15 protein-coding genes and 1 tRNA gene are annotated in these 19607 nt (G+C 49.1%); 9 read left to right on the forward strand and 7 right to left on the reverse strand.

The window, feature by feature from the left end:
• Nucleotides 1-58 precede the first annotated feature (58 nt).
• On the forward strand, nt 59-3229 hold the full coding sequence (locus tag ICL55_RS20300; RefSeq protein ID WP_188100723.1) for a SusC/RagA family TonB-linked outer membrane protein: 3171 nt from the start codon (nt 59-61) through the stop codon (nt 3227-3229).
• Nucleotides 3230-3249: 20 nt separating this feature from the next.
• Nucleotides 3250-5151, forward strand: a complete 1902-nt coding sequence (locus tag ICL55_RS20305; RefSeq protein ID WP_188100725.1) for a RagB/SusD family nutrient uptake outer membrane protein — start codon at nt 3250-3252, stop codon at nt 5149-5151.
• A gap of 22 nt (nt 5152-5173) precedes the next feature.
• Here the strand turns inward: ICL55_RS20305 and ICL55_RS20310 are convergent, their stop codons facing one another.
• The 3 genes from ICL55_RS20310 to ICL55_RS20320 all read right to left on the reverse strand — a co-directional run bounded on the left by ICL55_RS20310 (nt 5174) and on the right by ICL55_RS20320 (nt 7994).
• Nucleotides 5174-5476: a protease inhibitor I42 family protein gene (locus tag ICL55_RS20310; protein WP_188100727.1), complete on the reverse strand. Its 303-nt coding sequence runs from the start codon at nt 5474-5476 to the stop codon at nt 5174-5176.
• 112 nt (nt 5477-5588) lie between these two features.
• Nucleotides 5589-7259 (reverse strand): DUF8189 domain-containing protein, encoded by a 1671-nt coding sequence (locus tag ICL55_RS20315; RefSeq protein ID WP_188100729.1) that lies wholly within the window; start codon nt 7257-7259, stop codon nt 5589-5591.
• A gap of 384 nt (nt 7260-7643) precedes the next feature.
• Nucleotides 7644-7994 carry a winged helix-turn-helix transcriptional regulator gene (locus tag ICL55_RS20320; RefSeq protein ID WP_188100731.1) on the reverse strand — a complete coding sequence of 117 codons (351 nt, stop codon included), beginning with the start codon at nt 7992-7994 and terminating at the stop codon, nt 7644-7646.
• Nucleotides 7995-8107: 113 nt separating this feature from the next.
• Between ICL55_RS20320 and ICL55_RS20325 the strand changes: the two genes are divergently transcribed.
• Nucleotides 8108-8497 carry a YybH family protein gene (locus ICL55_RS20325; RefSeq protein WP_188100733.1) on the forward strand — a complete coding sequence of 130 codons (390 nt, stop codon included), beginning with the start codon at nt 8108-8110 and terminating at the stop codon, nt 8495-8497.
• A 230-nt stretch (nt 8498-8727) separates the two neighbouring features.
• On the opposite strand, the gene ICL55_RS20330 is transcribed toward ICL55_RS20325, so the two are convergent.
• A tRNA-Leu gene (locus ICL55_RS20330) sits at nt 8728-8811 on the reverse strand.
• A 120-nt stretch (nt 8812-8931) separates the two neighbouring features.
• Complete coding sequence (locus ICL55_RS20335; RefSeq protein WP_188100736.1) at nt 8932-9744, reverse strand: 2,3,4,5-tetrahydropyridine-2,6-dicarboxylate N-succinyltransferase; 813 nt, start codon at nt 9742-9744, stop codon at nt 8932-8934.
• Between the two features lie 86 nt (nt 9745-9830).
• Between ICL55_RS20335 and ICL55_RS20340 the strand changes: the two genes are divergently transcribed.
• The 5 genes from ICL55_RS20340 to miaA all read left to right on the forward strand — a co-directional run bounded on the left by ICL55_RS20340 (nt 9831) and on the right by miaA (nt 14632).
• A complete protein-coding gene (locus ICL55_RS20340) occupies nt 9831-10958 on the forward strand; it encodes a glycosyltransferase family 4 protein (RefSeq protein WP_188100738.1) in 1128 nt (375 codons plus the stop codon).
• 10 nt (nt 10959-10968) lie between these two features.
• Nucleotides 10969-11538 carry an L-threonylcarbamoyladenylate synthase gene (locus ICL55_RS20345; protein WP_188100739.1) on the forward strand — a complete coding sequence of 190 codons (570 nt, stop codon included), beginning with the start codon at nt 10969-10971 and terminating at the stop codon, nt 11536-11538.
• Between the two features lie 58 nt (nt 11539-11596).
• A complete protein-coding gene (locus ICL55_RS20350; protein WP_188100741.1) occupies nt 11597-13033 on the forward strand; it encodes a CCA tRNA nucleotidyltransferase in 1437 nt (478 codons plus the stop codon).
• Nucleotides 13034-13140: 107 nt separating this feature from the next.
• Nucleotides 13141-13716 carry an IS1096 element passenger TnpR family protein gene (locus ICL55_RS20355; RefSeq protein WP_188100743.1) on the forward strand — a complete coding sequence of 192 codons (576 nt, stop codon included), beginning with the start codon at nt 13141-13143 and terminating at the stop codon, nt 13714-13716.
• Between the two features lie 31 nt (nt 13717-13747).
• Nucleotides 13748-14632 (forward strand): tRNA (adenosine(37)-N6)-dimethylallyltransferase MiaA, encoded by an 885-nt coding sequence (miaA, locus tag ICL55_RS20360; RefSeq protein WP_343067856.1) that lies wholly within the window; start codon nt 13748-13750, stop codon nt 14630-14632.
• A 301-nt stretch (nt 14633-14933) separates the two neighbouring features.
• Here miaA and ICL55_RS20365 read toward each other — a convergent pair whose 3' ends face one another.
• Nucleotides 14934-16466, reverse strand: a complete 1533-nt coding sequence (locus ICL55_RS20365) for an OmpP1/FadL family transporter (RefSeq protein ID WP_188100745.1) — start codon at nt 16464-16466, stop codon at nt 14934-14936.
• Nucleotides 16467-16672: 206 nt separating this feature from the next.
• Nucleotides 16673-17701: a hypothetical protein gene (locus ICL55_RS20370; RefSeq protein ID WP_188100747.1), complete on the reverse strand. Its 1029-nt coding sequence runs from the start codon at nt 17699-17701 to the stop codon at nt 16673-16675.
• 282 nt (nt 17702-17983) lie between these two features.
• On the opposite strand from ICL55_RS20370, the gene proS reads away from it, so the two are divergent.
• Nucleotides 17984-19459, forward strand: a complete 1476-nt coding sequence (gene proS, locus ICL55_RS20375) for a proline--tRNA ligase (RefSeq protein WP_188100749.1) — start codon at nt 17984-17986, stop codon at nt 19457-19459.
• The last annotated feature ends 148 nt before the right edge of the window (nt 19460-19607 follow it).

Below are 19607 nucleotides of genomic sequence, written 5' to 3' on the forward strand. Positions count from 1 at the left end.
GCGTTGCTTCATGCAACGAAGGGTTCTTTATTGCCTAATATAAGACAGTCTTTCAACAATGAAAAAATGGACTTCCACGTATGCCTCGCTGGGCATAGCGGCACTGCTTTGCCTTTCCCCTCTGTGGCTTCATGCGCAAAAACGTGCAGACGTAACAGGTATCGTTAAAAATGAAACAACAGGGCAACCCCTCTGGGGGGTGAGCGTTACCGTTAAAAATGCCACAAACAATTTTTCGGCCTCTGTACAAACAGACAGTATTGGTGTCTTTAATTTCAATCGATTGCCATCCGGCACAGGGTACTCTTTTTCCTTTTCTTATGTGGGGTTTGAAAACCAAACACTGAGCGGCTATAACCTGAAACCCGGCGCCGACTTCTCCCTGCTGGTGACACTGAAAAGCCGGGAACAGCGGATCAGCGAAGTAGTAGTGGTAGGATATGGCTCTATGCGGAAAAAAGACCTGACAGGCTCCATCAGCCAGCTCAGAACGGCCAGATTGGAAAAAGAAAGTCCCCGCTCGGTACAGGACCTGTTGAGAAGCGGCGTACCAGGATTGTACGTGGGACAGAACACCTCAGCGAAAGGAGGAGGAGACATGCTCATAAGAGGGCAACGGTCTTTAAACGCCAGTAATGATCCACTTATCGTACTCGATGGTGTCATCTTCTTTGGAGAACTGTCAGAAATCAATCCACAGGATATTGAACATTTTGATGTGCTGAAAGATGCATCGGCTGCGGCGATTTATGGCGCAAAATCTGCCAACGGCGTAGTGATCATTACCACCAAAAAAGGCACTACCGACAAACCCGCCATCCGCTTTAGCGCCAACACCGGCATCGCTACACAGGGCCGCAAACGGGAGGTGTATGACGCAGAAGGCTACCTGAACTATCGTACCGACCTTTTCAACAGCACCACAAGATGGGCCACGCCCGCAAAGTATACACGGCCTACGGAGGCCAACCTGGCAAAGTATGGAATCTCCATGGCCGACTGGCGCGCCTATGACGCATTAACAGGCGATCCCGATGATATATGGCTGCGCCGCATCGGCCTGTTCGATAAAGAACGACAGAACTATGCCAAAGGCCAAACCTACGACTGGTTTGATGGCTCTTTTCAACACGGAGTGCAACAGGACTACAATGTCAGCTTTTCCGGCAGAAACAAGGATGTCCTCAATTACTATTTGTCGCTGGGATACCTGAACAACGAAAGTATTGTGGTGGGAGATAAATACCGCGCCTACAGGGCCAATATCAAAATGGACGGAAAAATCAACAAATGGATGCATACCGGCGTGAACATCAATTTCCAGGACCGCTCTGATGGTAACTTCGCAGTAGACTGGGGCGGACAGATCATCAATAACTCGCCCTTTGCCCTGCCTTTTGATGAGAACGGAAAGCTGGACCCCTATCCCATGGGAGCCAGCGTCAGTCAGGGTGTCAACTCTGCATTCAGTAATCAGTACAAGAAACTGGAAAAAGGATATACTGTTTTAAACACCACCCTCTATCAAACGATCAAACTGCCTTTTAAAATTACGTATCAGCTGAACTTTTCCCCGCGCATGCAATGGTTCTATAACAGGTATCATGAGTCATCGCAGAATCCCCTTTGGTCAGATAACGGAAAGGTGGTCCGGGAAAACACGAAAAATTTTGACTGGCAGATAGATAATATTATTTCATGGGACCACACCTTCGCGCAGAAGCATAATGTGAAGGTAACGCTGCTACAGAATGCAGAAGAACATAAATCCTGGAATGAAAGCGTTACTGCGCGGGACTTTTCTCCTACTGATGCATTGGGCTTTCACAATATCGGCGCCGCCAATCCATTAAAAACCACCATCAGCAGCAATGACCAGCGAAGCACCGGAGATGCGTTGATGGCCCGCGTATTCTATTCCTATGATAACAAATATATGCTGACGGCCTCCGTCCGCAGAGATGGATATTCCGCCTTCGGTGTGTCCAATCCACGGGCCACCTTTCCGGCACTGGCATTTGCCTGGAACTTTGCAGACGAAAACTTCTTCCACTGGAAACCCATGAGTACCGGCAAATTACGGCTGTCCTGGGGAATGAACGGCAATCGCTCTATCGGCATATATCAGGCGCTGTCGAACCTTACTACCGGCGCCGGACGTTACGCCTACGTACAAACGAATGGCACGGTATACGAACTGTCACAGCTATACGTAGACCGGATGGCCAACTATGACCTGAAGTGGGAGGCTACCTCCTCCTGGAATGTGGGGCTGGACTTCGGTTTCCTGAACAATCGTATCACCGGTAACATGGAAGTATATTATATGCCTACTACAGACCTGCTGATGAATCAATCCCTGCCCGACTTTACCGGCTTCAGCACCGTTACCACTAATCTGGGTGAAGTCATCAACAGAGGTTTTGAACTCGGTCTTACCTCGCTCAATATGCAGCGGAAAAATTTCGAATGGTCCACCACCTTCGGCTTTTTCTTCAACAGAAATGAGGTCCGGCACCTTTATTACACTTACGAGGATGTACTCAACGAAGATGGTAAAGTAGTCGGCTCCAAAGAAATCAGCGACATATCAAACGGCTGGTTCATTGGTCATGATATCAGTTCTATCTGGAACTATCGTGTATTGGGCATATGGCAGGAAAGCGAAAGGGACCAGGCTGCCCGCTATGGGGAAATACCCGGTGATGTGAAAGTACAGGACGTTAACAACGATGGGAAATATACCAATGCGGACAAGCAGTTCCTGGGCTCCACCACGCCCCGCTTCCGCTGGACGCTGCGCAATGATTTCACCCTTTTCAGAAATTTCGATTTCTCCTTCAATATATATTCGAATTGGGGTCATAAACAAGCCTCTACCGACTATCTGAATAATTTTGGCGCCGGTACGGACCGCACCAACTCCTATGTCAGAAAATACTGGACGCCGGAAAACCCGTCCGATAAATATGCCCGCCTGAATTCTACCAACGTGCAGAATATAACGCCGCCACGGGTAATTGATAAAACTTATATCCGCCTGGATAACATTGCGGTATCTTATTCGCTGCCTGCGCATATAGCAAGAAGGCTGGACATGAGCCAGTTTAAGATATATGCAGGCGTGCGTAACGTGGCTGTATGGGCGAAGGAATGGGAGTATTGGGACCCGGAAACCACCTCCCTGATGCCAAGATATTATACAGTAGGTCTTACTGCTACTTTCTAAAATGATTAAACTTTTTTACGATGAAGATCACTTTTCATAAAGCTGTAAGTATCCTCTTGCTGGGAGTCGCTTTACAAATACCTTTAAGCTGCAAAAAAGACTGGTTGAAACCCGATCCGCTCTCCTTTTATGAGCCCTCTATTACGTTTACCTCCAAAGAAGGGCTGCAGGCGGCTATCAGCAGCTGCAACAGAAATCTGAACTACGTATGGACCGGAGATGGTGCGCCCATACTCACGGACCTGCTTTTTTCAGAGGTGGCGGTGAACGGTACTACAGACAAATCAGGACCGGCGCAGGACCTGAACGCAATGATCACCCCCATCTCCAATAACAATGACGTTAATACCAATAGAATCAACTTTTTTTGGTTTGAAGGATATAAAGGCATTAAATACGCCAATACCATCGTGTCTAACCTCGACAGGGTGCCCGGACTGGATTCTACCTTGCGTAACCAGATGATGGGAATGGCTTATTTCCACCGGTCTTTCCGCTATCTCTGGCTGATATTTGATTTCGGGGACATTCCCTTGCTGACCAGAGAAATCACTGCCCCCAAGTTCAATTTCCGTTCTACCAAACGGGAAGTAATATTGCAGCAGCTCATCGCAGACATGGAGTTCGCTGTGAAGTACGTGCCAGCCAATGCTGATTACGGGATGGTCAATAAAGGTGCGTGTCAGCAGCTGCTGATCAAATGTTACCTGGCTGCCGGGCAGTTCGACAACGCGATAGCAGTGGCCAACACCCTCATTAACAGCTCCGGGTATTCTTTGATGACAGCGCCTTTCGGTACATTTGTCAATCCGATGCCGGCGATTCATAATATTACCAGGAACGTGATATGGGATTTGCATCGCGGCCCCAATAAGTCCATTGCCACCAACAAAGAAACTATCTTTAATATCATTAGCCGGGAAGAGTTGGCCAACAGCCGGATCGACATCGGCAGCATGAGAAATGCAGTTCCTTTTATCTCCGGCTCCGGCAACCAGCTGATCAGCACTCCCTCCGGTAAACCAGGCATGAGTACCAGCTATACGCTGACGCGTGATAAGATAGACCTGCGCAAAACCTATGGCAGGGGAGTGGCCATTACAAGACCTACCTGGTACAGTTCCAATGCCATCTGGGATGATCCGGAAGACCTCCGTCACAGTACCGGTACCGGTAACTGGATGCGCATGGAAGACATGGTCTATAATAATCCCGCGTTGCTTACAGACAAAGATCCTTACTACGGCAAGCCGCTACAGAAGTATAACAGCGCCGGCAAACTATTGGTAACGGATACTATCAGAACATGGTTTGATTGGCCCCACTATAAACTATGGATCGAATCACCCAGAAATGAAACCGTGGATAGCTATAACGGCGGCGCCAGCGACTGGTACATATACAGATTGGCGGAAACTTACCTGCTGCGGGCAGAAGCATATTTCTGGAAAGGTGATCTCGGACTGGCAGCGGAAGATGTGAATACCATTCGCCGCAGGGCACATTGTACGAAGATGTATTCCGCAGGAGAGATAACCATGGGAACGATCATGGACGAAAGAGCCAGGGAACTTTTCTATGAAGAGCTGCGGCATATGGAACTTTCCCGCGTATCCTACATCTTCGCACAAACCCATAAAGCTGACGAGTTTGGCAAGACATATACCGTGGAAGACCTTTCCAGAAGCAGCTACTGGTATGAGCGCGTGAGCAGGTATAACAACTTTTACAATAAAGGCGTAAAAACCGTGTACGGCGCCGTATTCACGGCAAGTCCCTATCATATATTATGGCCGGTGCCGCAATCAGATATTGACGCTAACAGGGAAGGACGGCTGAACCAGAATTTCGGTTATTCAGGGTATGAGATGAACCGGCCACCGATAGATAATTTGAAGGAGGCGATAGCAGCGCAGCAATAGGTGATAGCATAAAAAAGGAAGATCACTGGGTAACCGTAATATCAAAGGTCTGGGTATTGATGATCTGTCCGTTTTTTTCCCAGCCTCTCCGCTGCTCAAATGTAACCTTCGCATGGCCTGGTAATACGCCCGTGATCATAAATACTTCATCATTGCTTGTCCCGGCATCCCGTACAAGGGAGTCCTGTGTATAGTCATAGGGTTTTATTTCAATACAGTCGCCGTTTTCTGTTGAATAAAACCATTGGAAACCTGCGGTTCCCATGCCGGGTAAAATGACGGGGACGGAGTTCCCGGTTTTTATTGTTTTTACGATGATGTCCATATGCTGATTTTGTTAAGTTACAAGATAGTAAACACAAAAAATGAAGCGCCTGTTTAACCAGGCGCTTCATTTTTTGTGTAACAGGATAGGGGCTGTGCCCCGTAATGTATTATTATACGTACCATTTATGATACATCGCGGAATCGGTGCCTTCAACGAAGCAGTCGAGGCGGCCTGCCTGCCAGGAGGATACCCCTACGGCAGAAGACAAAATACCACCGAGGTTTTCATCTCCGCTCCAGGCTTTGCCGTCCCACCATTTATGCATCATGTTATATTGTTGACCAGGGAAGAATACATCAATCCTGTTGGGCCCCCAGGATACGGCAGCCGGGCTGTCAAACATTTCTGACTGCAGATTTTCCCAGTTGCTCCATCCTTTGTCGAACCATTTATGCCACAGTTTATTATCTGTGCCGCGGGCGAAGCAGTCGAGCCTGCCGGATGCCCAGGAAGATACAGCAGGGGCGGAGGTAATAACGCCGCCGAGATCTTCCCAGCCATGCCATGTGCCATCAAACCATAAATGCCACATGGAAGAGTTCATGCCACGGGCAAAGATGTCGATCCGGTTAGGACCCCAGCTTACGCAGGCCGGTTCGGAAGAAAGCATACCGCCGAGATCTTCCCAGTTGCTCCATCCTCCCTGGTAGTATCTATGCCACAGGTGATGGTTGAGGCCTACGGCAAATACGTCGAGGCGGCCATTCTGCCAGGAGCAGATAGCTGGCGCTCCCTGAATTTGTCCGCCGAGAGACTCCCAGCCCTGCCAGGAAGTGCCATTCCACCATTTATGGTATACGGAAGAATCCATACCTCTTACGACCACATCAATTCTGTTGGCCGACCATGACACCGCATTGGGTCTGGAAGATAACAGGCCGCCGAGGTTTTCGTAGCCATACCACGCATGCTGTTGTTGTGGTAATACGACGCCGCTGGCTGTCCAGAATGGGAATTCAGTATCAATGCCTGCTTGTCCATAGGCGATTTTGAAAAATCCGCCCTGTCCCCATCCTGTTCCCCAGGAGTTTTTGCAGATCCAGCAATGTTCCGCTTCGGAGTAACCAATAACGGTAACGCAGTGTAATCCTTTGTCTGCGCCGGTTACATGGCTATATACACCATCAGCGTAGGCAAAGAAATCTTCGTATACATGCATCACGGCAGAAACCGGACCATTGGCGGAGATGTAATTTTTACGGTCAACCACATTGGCCAGGGTAGTAGAATTGGTGATCTTTACGGCTCTGGCATCTCTGTTGGGACCAACAGTGCAGTGAGGAGGTTGCTTCCAGATGTTATTGTCCGGAAAAGCCGTGGCGTAAGGAAAACAAGGTTCATCAGGAATACCGCGTGTTTTAATCTGGTTAAAAGCATCGGTAGGCCACCAACCGCCGCAATTGGCGCCATGGTTGGAACAGAAGTGCAGATCCGCTTCAGAGAGATCTAATAACTGTCCATGTTCGATAGACGCCATCGCCTCGGTAACGGAGGTAGTGCAAAATGATACGCAGGAACCACATCCGCCCTGATCTTTTACAGGGGTAATGTGATTGCCGTTGCGATTACGCCAGTCTACCGCGCTGGCGTAATTGGCCACCGGAGCGGCACCGGCAACAGGTTTCATGACGGATGCCAGTTCAGCAGTGTTAACTACTACGCCGAGCAGGGCGCTTTGTTGATCTTCTGATAACTGAGAAACAGCTGTTTCCCTTGCCTTCCAGCGATTTTGGGTCTTTGCGAGATCGGCAATGAGATCAGTGATTTTGAGGTTTGCCATAAATGCTTCCTTTGATGGTGAACAATATGAAAGAACAATTAATAGGCATTACAATTTCCCACTGCTGCTAGCATTGAATAGCAATAGCGACAGAGAAAAGTTTTGAGGTAACGAATAGCAAATACGGGGATGATGTTTTGAGGTAACGTGCACTAAAATAAATCACATGACACAAGAAAATGAATCCACTGTTTTAGCTGTTGGTGCTAAGATAGGAAGTCAGTTGAAAGAAAAAAAATTTACTTCTCTGGAAAACGATTGCAATGCGTGTTAATTTTTTTGGTTAGGAATGGAAACTTAATTGACGATATAGGAACGTGAAAAAGAACAGCTGTTCTTTTCCCGGCAACACTGCTTTTTGTAATGATTAATATATCGTGTTGGCTACACCGGCTTCGCCATTATCCTTTTCCGGTGTTTCTTTCCCCAATCCTCCATTTCAAGAATTATTTTTTTAAGCGTCCTTCCATAAGGCGTTATAGCATATTCAATATAAACAGGCGACCCATCATACACGGTACGGCTTACCAGTTGGTTTATTTCCAGCTGGCGTAATTCCTTGGTAAGCATTTTAGGAGTAATGCCATGAATAAGATTTTGTAAATCTTTAAATCTTCTTTTTTCAAACATCAATAGCATGATAATTTGCAACTTCCATTTGCCACTTAAGATATCCAGCACATCCCGGATGGGAAGGATGGAGCGGGCACATTCTTCTATTGACGCTTTTTTCACTTGTTTCAATTTTAATTGTAAAGGTCACTATACTTTGGGAAACTACTATCTTTTGTAAAGTAAAAGTAGGTAGTTTTGATCTTACAAATCTATTCACAAATAACAAAAATACAATGACACAGGAAGCGCCAAAAGCAACAACTCCGGATAAAACAACGGAGGTATTCATCTATTACTTTAATCAGGGTAATATCGATAATTTGATAGACGCATATTATGAGAAGAATGCTGTTATTGCTGCCAGTCCGGGCAAGGCGGCACAGGGAACAACACTAAAAAATGCCTTGGAACCGTATTTTGCCCTGAATGGAAAAATATCCGGCGCAACAAGGCACACCTTAATAAATGAAGATATCGCCCTGCTGGTCCTTGACTGGGCAGTAGACTATACAGATGAAGAAGGAAACCCTGCGAAATATTCCGGAACATCAACAGATGTGGTTCGTAAAGGAACAGATGGAATATGGCGTTGTATGATTGACAACCCACACAATATACAATAGGCAACAATCCGGATATTGACCATTCAATTTGAGGTAATATGGAGACGTAAAATAAAGTGTAGGCCTTCACTGGATAGGCATATTGGTAATACGTTGTGTTGCGCGTTGTGTATCTGTATTGTATAGACACCTTACTGAGCGAAAGTCTCTTCTAAGCAGGAGGCGTTTGCAGGATGGATACGCATGCCCAAAAACAAAAAATCCTGCAAGTAAAACTTGCAGGATTTTTGTGCCCAGAACTGGATTCGAACCAGCACACCCTTGCGGGCGCTGCGACCTGAACACAGTGCGTCTACCAATTTCGCCATCTGGGCAGGGCTGTGTCCCTCGTTAAAGGGATTGCAAAGGTAGGTTTTTTATATTACCAACCAAATTTATTTTAAAAAAAAGCAATAAAACGGCGGAAACCCGCTGCCTTATTGCTTCTTAATATATTAAACGGCCACGTTGAACTCACGCAGGGTGTCGTTCAGGCTGGTCTTCAGATCGGTGGAAGCTTTACGCTGACCAATAATCAGGGCACAGTTGACCTGATATTCGCCTGCAGGGAATTTCTTCGGATAAGTACCCGGAATCACCACGCTGCGGGCTGGTACACGGCCTTTGTATTCGATCGGCTCAGGACCGCTCACGTCAATGATTTTGGTAGACTGTGTCAGTACCACGTTAGCACCGAGCACGGCTTCTTTTTCTACATGTACGCCTTCTACTACAATGCAACGGGAACCCAGGAAACAACCATCTTCGATGATCACCGGGCTGGCCTGCAGTGGTTCCAGTACGCCACCGATACCTACGCCACCGCTCAGGTGCACATGTTTACCAATCTGCGCACAGGAGCCTACGGTAGCCCAGGTGTCTACCATGGTCCCTTCGTCTACATACGCGCCGATGTTCACATAAGACGGCATCAGGATACAACCTTTGGAGATATAGGCGCCGTAACGGGCAATAGCATGCGGTACTACACGTACACCCAGATCTTTATAGTTGGTCTTCAGCTTCATCTTATCATAGAACTCGAAAGGAGGAAGCGACATGGTTTCCATCGGTTGAATGGTGAAATACATCAGGATAGCCTGCTTTACCCATTCATTAACTACCCATCCGTTCTCTGTCGGCTGCGCCACTCTCAGATGACCCTTGTCCACTGCTTCTATCACTGCTTTTACGGCGTCGGTATACTGCGTTTCCTGTAACAGGCTTCTGTCAGCCCAGGCAGCCTGTATTTGTTGTTGTAAATCCATTTGTGCTTTTTTCGCAAAAGTAATATCTAATAAATGAAATAACGAATAACGAATTTCTTTCGTGGGACTTCGTATTTTCGCAACATATGAAGATTGGTTTTGATGCCAAGCGTGCTTTCCAGAATGATACGGGACTGGGCAATTATAGTCGCACCCTGATCTCTTCCCTGGCGGCAGGCTTCCCGGAGCACCAGTATTTTCTGTTCGCTCCCAAACAAACGGATATGTACAATGCACCGGGCATCCCGGTGGTATTACCTGAAAAAGCCTGGCACCGCTGGTTTAAATCGGCCTGGCGGAGCCGCTATGTGGTAAAAGACCTGCAGCGGTACGGTATTGATCTATACCATGGCCTCAGCCATGAAATCCCCTTCGGTATCCCCGGCAGCGGCGTGAAATCGGTCGTCACCATGCACGACCTGATCTTTGAACGGTACCCGAAACAATACAACCCCATCGATGTTTTTACCTACCGCCGCAAAGCCCGCTACGCCTGCGATATGGCCGATAAAGTGGTCGCTATCAGCGAACAGACCCGGCAGGACCTCATCACTTATTACCATACCGACCCGGACAAAATAGCAGTGGTATACCAGAGCTGCGACCCCGCGTTTGCGGTACCGCATACGGATGGGGAAATACAGGAGTTCCGCGCTCGTTACCGCCTGCCTGAACAGTATTTCCTGTATGTTGGCTCGGTCATTGAAAGGAAAAACCTGCTGGGCATAGTAACGGCCATGAATACACTGAAAGGCGCGGTCAATGTGCCACTGGTGGTACTGGGTAACGGCAGTAGCTATAAAAAGAAAGTAAAGGAATACCTCGCGGCCAACGGCCTCACACAACAGGTGATATGGCTCAATGAGCAGGAAAGGCTGCCCAACAGTGCGTTGCCGCTGCTCTATCAGGGCGCCGTGGCACTCTTATATCCTTCGCTTTTTGAAGGCTTTGGCATCCCTATTCTGGAGGCGCTGTGGAGTGGCACGCCGGTGATCACCTCCCACGGCTCTTGTTTTGGGGAGACAGGCGGAGACGCGGCCTTATATATAGACCCGCTGAGCGCCACGGACATCGCCGGCGCTATGCGCCGCGTACTGGCAGAACCTTCGCTGGTACAGGATATGCGCGACAAAGGATGGATACATGCCCGGAAGTTCACACCGGAACAATGTGCCGCCGATATGATGAAAGTGTATGTGGACCTGGAAAAATAAATGAACAGTAATGGATTTTGAACAGGATATCAACGCCGCATTGCCGGTACTGCGCAGTGGCGGCCTCATTTTATACCCTACAGACACCATCTGGGGAATCGGCTGTGATGCGACCAATGAAGCAGCCGTCAAAAAAGTATATGAACTGAAACAACGCAGCGAAAGCAAAAGCCTCGTGATACTGCTGCCGGACGTGCGGGACTTGTTACAGTACGTGTCCAACCCCCGGCCGGACATGGCGGAGGTGCTCGCCGGCTTCAACCGCCCCACCACGGTCATCTATGAAGGCGCCCTCGGCCTCGCAGCCAACGCTATCAGCGATGATCAGACGGTGGCCATCCGTATCGTACAGGATACTTTCTGCCGCCACCTGCTGAAACGATTGCGTAAACCACTGGTGTCCACCTCCGCCAATATCAGCGGCCAACCATCACCGGCCAGTTTCCGGGAAGTGTCGCCCGCTATCGTGAACGGCGTGGATTATGTGGTAAAATACCGACAGGAAGAAGCCGCTACCGGCGTGGCTTCCAGAATTATCAGGATAGGAAAAGACGGTTCAATAGCCATAATCCGGGATTAAACGCCATTATTTATTACATTTGCGCCCTGAATTTCGGCGAAAGGAACAAAAAACTAATATGATCAGCAGCAAGCCATTAGACATTCCCTGCTCCCTGCAGGAACGGAAAGTGTTGGAGAAGATTGCGCTGGCAGCCCACGAACTGGGCGTGCCCGCCTATCTGATCGGAGGCTTCGTACGCGATAAAATACTGGGAAGAAGAACGAAAGACATGGATATCGTGTGCGTGGGCGACGGCATCACCCTGGCACATAAGGTGGCGGAAGCCCTCGGCGATAATATCCCCGTGAGCTTCTTCAAAACCTACGGTACCGCTCAGGTGAAATGGCACGAATTTGAAATCGAATTCGTAGGCGCCCGCAAAGAAAGCTACCGCCGGGAATCCAGAAACCCCGAAGTAGTGGCCGGCTCACTCGAAGATGACCAGAACCGCCGCGATTTTACCATCAACGCACTGGCTGTCAGCCTCAGAGAGGCAGACTACGGCGCCCTCATCGATCCGTTCGAAGGAATGGCCGATCTGGAGAAAAAACTGATCCGTACCCCCCTCGAACCGGCCCAGACTTTCAGTGATGACCCCCTGCGCATGATGCGCGCGATCCGCTTCGCCTCCCAGCTGCAGTTCACCATCACTGACGAGGCGTTTAAAGCCATCCAGGAAAATGCGGAACGTATCCGTATCATCACACAGGAACGGATATCCGACGAATTCAATAAAATCATGCTCTCCCCCAAACCCTCTGTGGGGCTCGATCTGCTCTATAAAGCCGGTCTGCTTAAAATCATCTTCCCCCAGATGATCGACATGGTAGGGGTAGAAATGTATGAGGGCAAAGGACACAAGGACAACTTCTATCATACCCTGCAGGTGGTGGACAATATCTCCGTGAACACCCGCGACCTCTGGCTCCGATGGGCAGCCCTGCTGCATGATATCGGTAAGCCGGCCACCAAAAAATTTGAACCGGGCCACGGCTGGACTTTCCACGGACACGATGCGGTGGGAGGGAAGATGGTGACCCGTATCTTTACCAAATTCAAATTACCCCTGCATGATAAAATGAAGCTGGTCAAAAAGCTGGTGGAACTCCACCTGCGCCCGATCAGCCTCACCAAGGAAAATATAACGGACTCGGCTATCCGCAGGCTGCTGTTCGATGCCGGCGATGATATCGAAGCACTCATGATGCTGTGTGAGGCCGATATCACCTCCAAAAACAAATCCAAGGTGAAACGTTATCTGGAGAATTTTGAACTGGTGCGCAAAAGGCTGAAGGAAGTGGAAGAAAGCGATCGTATCCGCAACTGGCAACCACCTGTTACCGGCGAAATGATCATGGAGACGTTTGATTTGAAACCGGGCCGGGTTGTGGGCGACCTCAAAAACGCCATCCGGGAGGCTATCCTCGACGGTGAAATAGCTAACACCTACGAAGCTGCCTACGCTTTTATGCTGGAAAAAGCAAAAGCCCTGGACCTTACCCCAGTTAAATAAAATTGGTAATTTTACATAACCAGAATTAAGAAACGATTAATTGTTATCAGCGCCCTTGACCGTGCGTTGGGAATTAATATATTTATCTAACTTATAACCAAATTGTCATGCCGGTTTTGAAATTCAGAGTATACTGGGAAGAAGATGAAAGTGTTTACAGAGACATTTCCATTAAGCCGAATCAGACTTTTTTAGCATTACATACGGCCATTTTGCAGGCTTTTGAATTTGATACCAAACATGGAGCTACCTTCTTCCGCAGTAACGACAACTGGCAACGCGGCCGGGAAATCATCCTGCAGGAAGATAAACAGCCCCGCAAGGTGGAGCCGCTGCTCATGTCAGAAACGACGATCGCTGCCGCGGTGAAAGCACCCAACCAAAAATTCATCTACCTCTACGACTTCGCCAAAAACTGGTCTTTCCTCGTGGAACTGATCGGCGTTTCCAAAGATGAGAACGCTAAACTGACCTATCCTGTATGTGTACGCAAGGAAGGCCTGGCCCCCAGCCAGTACGGCACCAAAGGCCTCGTCGGTGATAAACTCGTGGAAATGGAAGAAAAATATGACCTCAACAAAGAGGGCATGGACGAAGACGGCTTCGGCGAAGAAGGCGAAGAAGAAACCAACGACGGCGCGGATGAATTTGGCGGCGGCGCAGAAGATGAAAATAATTTCTAGCAACTGATCTAACCTGAAAACAGTCATTATCATAGCAGGCCCCACGGCCTCCGGTAAAACGGCGCTGGCTATACGGTTGGCGCAATTGTACCACACCTCGGTGATCTCTGCCGATTCCAGGCAATGTTACCGGGAAATCAGCATCGGTACGGCTAAACCTACCCCGGAGGAACTGGCGGCTGTCCCGCACTACTTTATTGATTCCCACTCCATCCGGGAAGAAGTAAATGCCGGCATCTACGAACAACTGGCCCTGCAATACGCCCGCGAAATTTTCCGGGACAACGACGTGGCCATTATGTGCGGTGGTACCGGCCTGTATATCCGCGCCTTCTGTGAAGGAATCGATGATATGCCGGCCATCCCGCCCGGTATCCGCGAACAGCTCAATGCCCAATACGAAGAATATGGCCTGCCCTGGCTACAACAACAGCTGCTGCTGCGCGACCCGGCATTTTACGCGACCGCGGAAACACAAAATCCGCAACGGCTCATCCGGGCGCTGGAAGTACTGGAAGCTACCGGCCATTCTATCACCACTTTCCGCACCGCCACCAAAGCGCAGCGGGATTTTCGCGTGATCAAAATAGGGACCAGCCTGCCCAAGGAACTACTGCATGAAAATATCCACAAACGGGTAGACCTCATGATGGACGCCGGTCTGCTGGCTGAAGTGGAGCGTGTGGTGCCCTACCGGCAACATAACGCTTTGCGCACAGTAGGCTATCAGGAGATATTTGACTACTTCGATGGTAGGCTGCCCCTCGAAAAGGCAGTGGAAGATATTAAAACGCATACACGGCAATACGCCAAAAGACAACTGACCTGGTTCCGCAAGGATACAGATTACCACTGGTTTGATCCGCGCCACCCCGAAGTAGTGGAGAACTGGCTGCAACAACAGCTGCAACCCTGATCATCACTAACGTAAATCCCTGTCGGCATCAATAAAAAAGCAAATCAAATTATGTCATCATATAAAAAAAGCTGGTCTGTAAGACCAGCTTTTTTTATCATTTCGTAGTACAGGACTCTGCCCTGCACTCATTTCTATTTAATATCATCGCCAGGCTTCAATCCGGGATTTTTGCTTCATTCGCTTAATCGAATGTCATCATCTCTAACTTCAAAACCCTGGCACCCTTTAGGATTTGAACAACATCGTAGCCCAGGGCTTTAGCCCTGGGACTGGAGGATATATCGCTCAAATCGAAAAATTAAAATTTCAATCCCATTGTCAGCACCACGTTGCTTCTGGTGTAATCCAGCGTGGCGGCGGCAGGTGTTAAGGCAGGAACGTTGCTGGTATATAAGCGGTAACGGTCGTTGCCCTGTGAGTAGCTGTAAGCCAGGTCGGCATACAGGCCTTTGTTACGGTATCCGAAACCGGCGCTGTATACTTTACGGGAGGCGTCTGTATTGGCGTTGTAAGCGTCGTTGCTGTACGGGTTGCCATACCAGGCAAAACCTGCCCTTACGGCGTAGAGGGTGGCGAACTTCAGTTCGGCGCCTACGCGCACGTTGGAAACGGCTTTGTAGATAGCGCTGATATTTTCGTTCAGTACTTTTTCGTCGTTACGGGCATTGCTCATTTTGAATTTGCCGGAGGACTGGTTCACATATTCATAATCGGCGGTGATGAAGCCCTGTGTATTGCTCACGTGGGTGATATCGCCGAAGAAATAGGTCACACCGGCCATGGCACGGAGTGGCGTAACATAGTTGTAGTCGTATTCTACAGGATAACCGTTGGTCACGTCATTGGAGTGAACGTACTGTTTGCCCATGTAGTTCTCTGTGTTCACCTCGATGTCTGCGGTATAGCTGTCATGCAGGCTGTAGTAGGTAGGAGTGTGGAAAGCGCCACCCAGACGGAAGCGGGGAGTAGCTTTATAGAGCACGCCTATTTTAGCGCCGATACCGAGACCGGTCCTTTTCAGGAACTGGCGGTAGTCGAAGTATCCAAAATCGTTATTGGGACGGTTGCCGCCGTTGTCGGTGGCGTCGTCTTCCATCACAGTGAAGTCCTCACGGTAGTTCACGCTCGGAACGTTGAGGCTACCACCAATGTATAAACGGTTACCGTAGTTGCCGGCTACCGCGAAGGCAAATTCGTTCAGGCCTCCCCGTGTTTCCACGATACCGCGTTGCTGAACGGCGGTGAGGTAGTCGGTAGGACTGTTGGTAGGACGTTGCGGAGAGGCATTGCTCATCACTTCTTCTGTCCCGTTGGTATGTTTGAAGAGGTCTATCAGACCGGCGCGGTAGCCGAGGCTGCCACCCAGTGGATAGTTGTTTTTGATGGCCTCCACATTGTCGTACCACATCTGATCTACCCAGCTGTCGGAGAAAGAAGATTTATCATTATAACCCGCTACGGCTATTTTGTTGTTATAGTTGGCCATACGGGTATAACCAAGGGAGAAGCTGACGTTGTTCCACGCATGTTCGCCGGTGCCTTTGTTGGACGCGAAGATCACGCCGATGCTGGGCATCTGGAAATTGGTCTTGTTGCCTTTGTTGTCCAGTTGGTTATTACCGAGGTAATTGGAGGAGTTGTTAGTGAGACCTAAACCTGCGGAGATGAGGAATTCGCCGGTTTTGAACATGCCGATACCGGCCGGGTTAGAGTGTGCAGAGGAGTAGTCGCCGCCCAGGCCTATGCCTGCGCCTCCCAGTGACTGTGCTCTTGCCGTCCCGAATGGTTGGTTCGGGGAGTAGAGCAGGGCGTCATTCGAGCTCTGCGCCATTGCGGTAACGGATAAAAAGAGTCCTCCTAAAAGAGGGTAAATTCTTTTAATCATAATTCTATAGACTTAAAAATTGAGATGTATTTGGCAGAATGTTGCTGAATAACGTGCTGCGACAGATATAACGTTCACAAACAGGCAAAACTTATGTCCTATAAAAAGATAAGCGTAGTTTTTTTGCTACGCTTATCTTGAATTCGTTTGTATTAACGTCCGCCTCTGGAAGGACGGCTGTAGCCTCCGCCACCGCCACCACCGCCGGTGTTACTACGTCCGCCGCCACTCGGTGCAGAGTAGCTGGGGGAAGGAGACGGCATAGAAGGACGGGAATATTCCACACGGGAAGGACGGGAATAGTTGCCACCATTATTGTTATAGTTACCACCGCCATTGTCATAGGAAGGACGGGAGATAACGGGTCTTTCTGAGCTGGACTGCTGGAACACACGACGTGGACGGTCGGTGTTGGACGGCGCATAGTTTCCGTTGCCACCGCCGCCTACAGGTGCTGTAGCACCTCTGGAAGGACGGTAATAACCACCTCCACCGGCGTTGCCACCGCTGTTATTGGTGTAGTTGGTGCGGGAAACACGTTCGTTGTTATTTCTAACCGGTCCGTAGGAGTTGGCAGGACGGGTATAATAACCACCGCCGTAATGGCCGCCGCCATAGTAACCACCTGCATAGTATGGGTAGTAATGGCCATAGTAGCCACCGTAGTAGCCGCCATAAGGCCAGTAAGAACCGTAGTAAGGATAACCACCCCAGCCAAAGCCTAAGCCATAGCTCCAGGGACGGTAGAATCCACCATAACCCCAGCCGAAGCCCATGCTGATAGAAGGACCCCACAGGCTGCTGTAGCCAAAGCTGCTGTAAGGACCATAGCCATAACCGAAGCCACTGCCCATGTACAGGTTGCTGGCTGCATTATAACCATCCCAGTAACCGCCGTTGTAAGTACCGGCGTTGCTGCCAAAACGGTTGATCCGGCGTTGATAATCACCCTGATCATCGTCATATGTCACATAAGTGCCACCATCATCGGGCGCATCCGTATATCTGCCGTTCTCATCCTGTACAGAATTACCGTTGGAACCATTGTTGGAAGCATAGGTACGCTGTTGCTGACGCGGTGAATAATATACATCGTCCGGTGTCTGGGCCGTCTTGTATGTGCTGGAACATGCGCCCAGAGCGAACGAACCAGCCAGTGCAATGTATAGTATAGGTTTCATTTGAAATATATTTTTAGCGTGATTTATATAGTAAATTTACAATTTTATAACGGATATTAGGGAACAAAGTTACAATTACAGTACGGGTTATTTTATTTTGGCCGGACTATTTGCACCTTTATGATTTTCATGTAGGTTTGTAACATTTTCTTTTTAAATATTTGAGGCAAAAACTAAGCCAGTTTGAGCCCTTCCTCCGGTTAGCCGGAAGATAATTTTGACTAGACAAATTTGATAATTTTTTGCTAAAAGATAAAGGAATATAAATTAGTATTTTTATTTATGAGTAAAGAGATCACAGCCCGTTCGGAAGATTATTCACAATGGTACAATGACCTGGTAGTGAAAGGCGGTCTGGCAGATTACTCTGCCGTTAGAGGTTGTATGGTGATCAAACCATATGGCTTCGCGATCTGGGAAGCCATGCGCGATGTCCTGGACAGCAAATTCAAGGAAACCGGTCATCAGAACGCTTATTTCCCGCTGTTTATCCCCAAAAGCTTCCTCAGCAAAGAAGCCGCCCACGTGGAAGGCTTCGCCAAGGAATGCGCCGTGGTAACCCACTACCGCCTGAAAAACGACCCCGACGGCGGTGGGGTAGTAGTAGACCCGGCAGCTAAACTGGAAGAGGAACTGATCGTTCGACCCACTTCTGAAACCATCATCTGGAACACTTATAAGGACTGGATCCAATCTTATCGTGACCTCCCCCTGCTGATCAACCAGTGGGCCAACGTGGTACGCTGGGAAATGCGCACCCGCCTGTTCCTCCGCACAGCCGAATTCCTCTGGCAGGAAGGCCACACCGCCCACGCTACAGCGGAAGAAGCGATCGCGGAAACAGAACAGATGCTGCACATATATGCCGACTTCGCGGAACAATACATGGCGGTACCGGTAATCCGTGGCGTTAAAACTGCCAGCGAAAGATTTGCCGGCGCTGTCAACACCTATTGCGTGGAAGCGCTCATGCAGGACGGTAAAGCCCTGCAGGCCGGTACTTCCCACTTCCTCGGCCAGAACTTCGCCAAAGCTTTCGACGTACAGTTCTCCAACAAGGAAAATAAACTGGACTACGTATGGGCTACCTCCTGGGGCGTTTCTACCCGCCTGATCGGTGGCCTCATCATGGTACACAGCGACGATCAGGGCCTGGTACTGCCTCCCCGCATCGCACCCCTCCAGGTGGTGATCGTTCCCATCTATAAGGGAGCCGACCAGAAAACGGCACTCGACGAAAAAGTTAACGTGATCGTGGCGGAACTGAAAAAAGCCGGTATCCGCGTGAAATACGACGACTCCGATAATAACCGCCCGGGCTGGAAATTCGCGGAATACGAAATGAAAGGCGTGCCCGTTCGTATAGCCATCGGCGCGAGAGACCTCGAAAACAACGTGGCTGAAGTAGCACGCCGCGATACGAAAGAAAAAATGAGCCTCTCCCTCGATGGACTGGCCGGCCGTATCAGCGACCTGCTGGAGGAAATCCAACAGCAACTCTTCACCAAAGCCCAAACTTACCGGGATGAACACATCACCCGCGTGGATACCTTCGGGGAATTCCAGAAAGTACTGGACGAAAAAACAGGCTTCGTATCTGCCCACTGGGACGGTACGCCTGAAACAGAAGAGAAAATCAAAGAACTGACCAAAGCAACTATCCGTTGTATACCACTGGACAACCCTCAGGAAGCAGGTACCTGCGTTTTCTCGGGAAAACCGTCCAAAGAACGGGTATTGTTTGCCAGAGCATACTAAAATCAATTACGGATTACGAATTACGAATTACGAATGCGAAGCCGTTTGTAATGCGTAGTTCGTAATTTGTAGTTAATGGAATTACAAATGACCCACTGTTAATGAACACGCTGTCATTAGCAGCCCACATTCGTAATTCGTCATTCGT

This window comes from Chitinophaga varians, from assembly GCF_014529945.1.
GTDB classification, from domain to species: domain Bacteria; phylum Bacteroidota; class Bacteroidia; order Chitinophagales; family Chitinophagaceae; genus Chitinophaga; species Chitinophaga varians.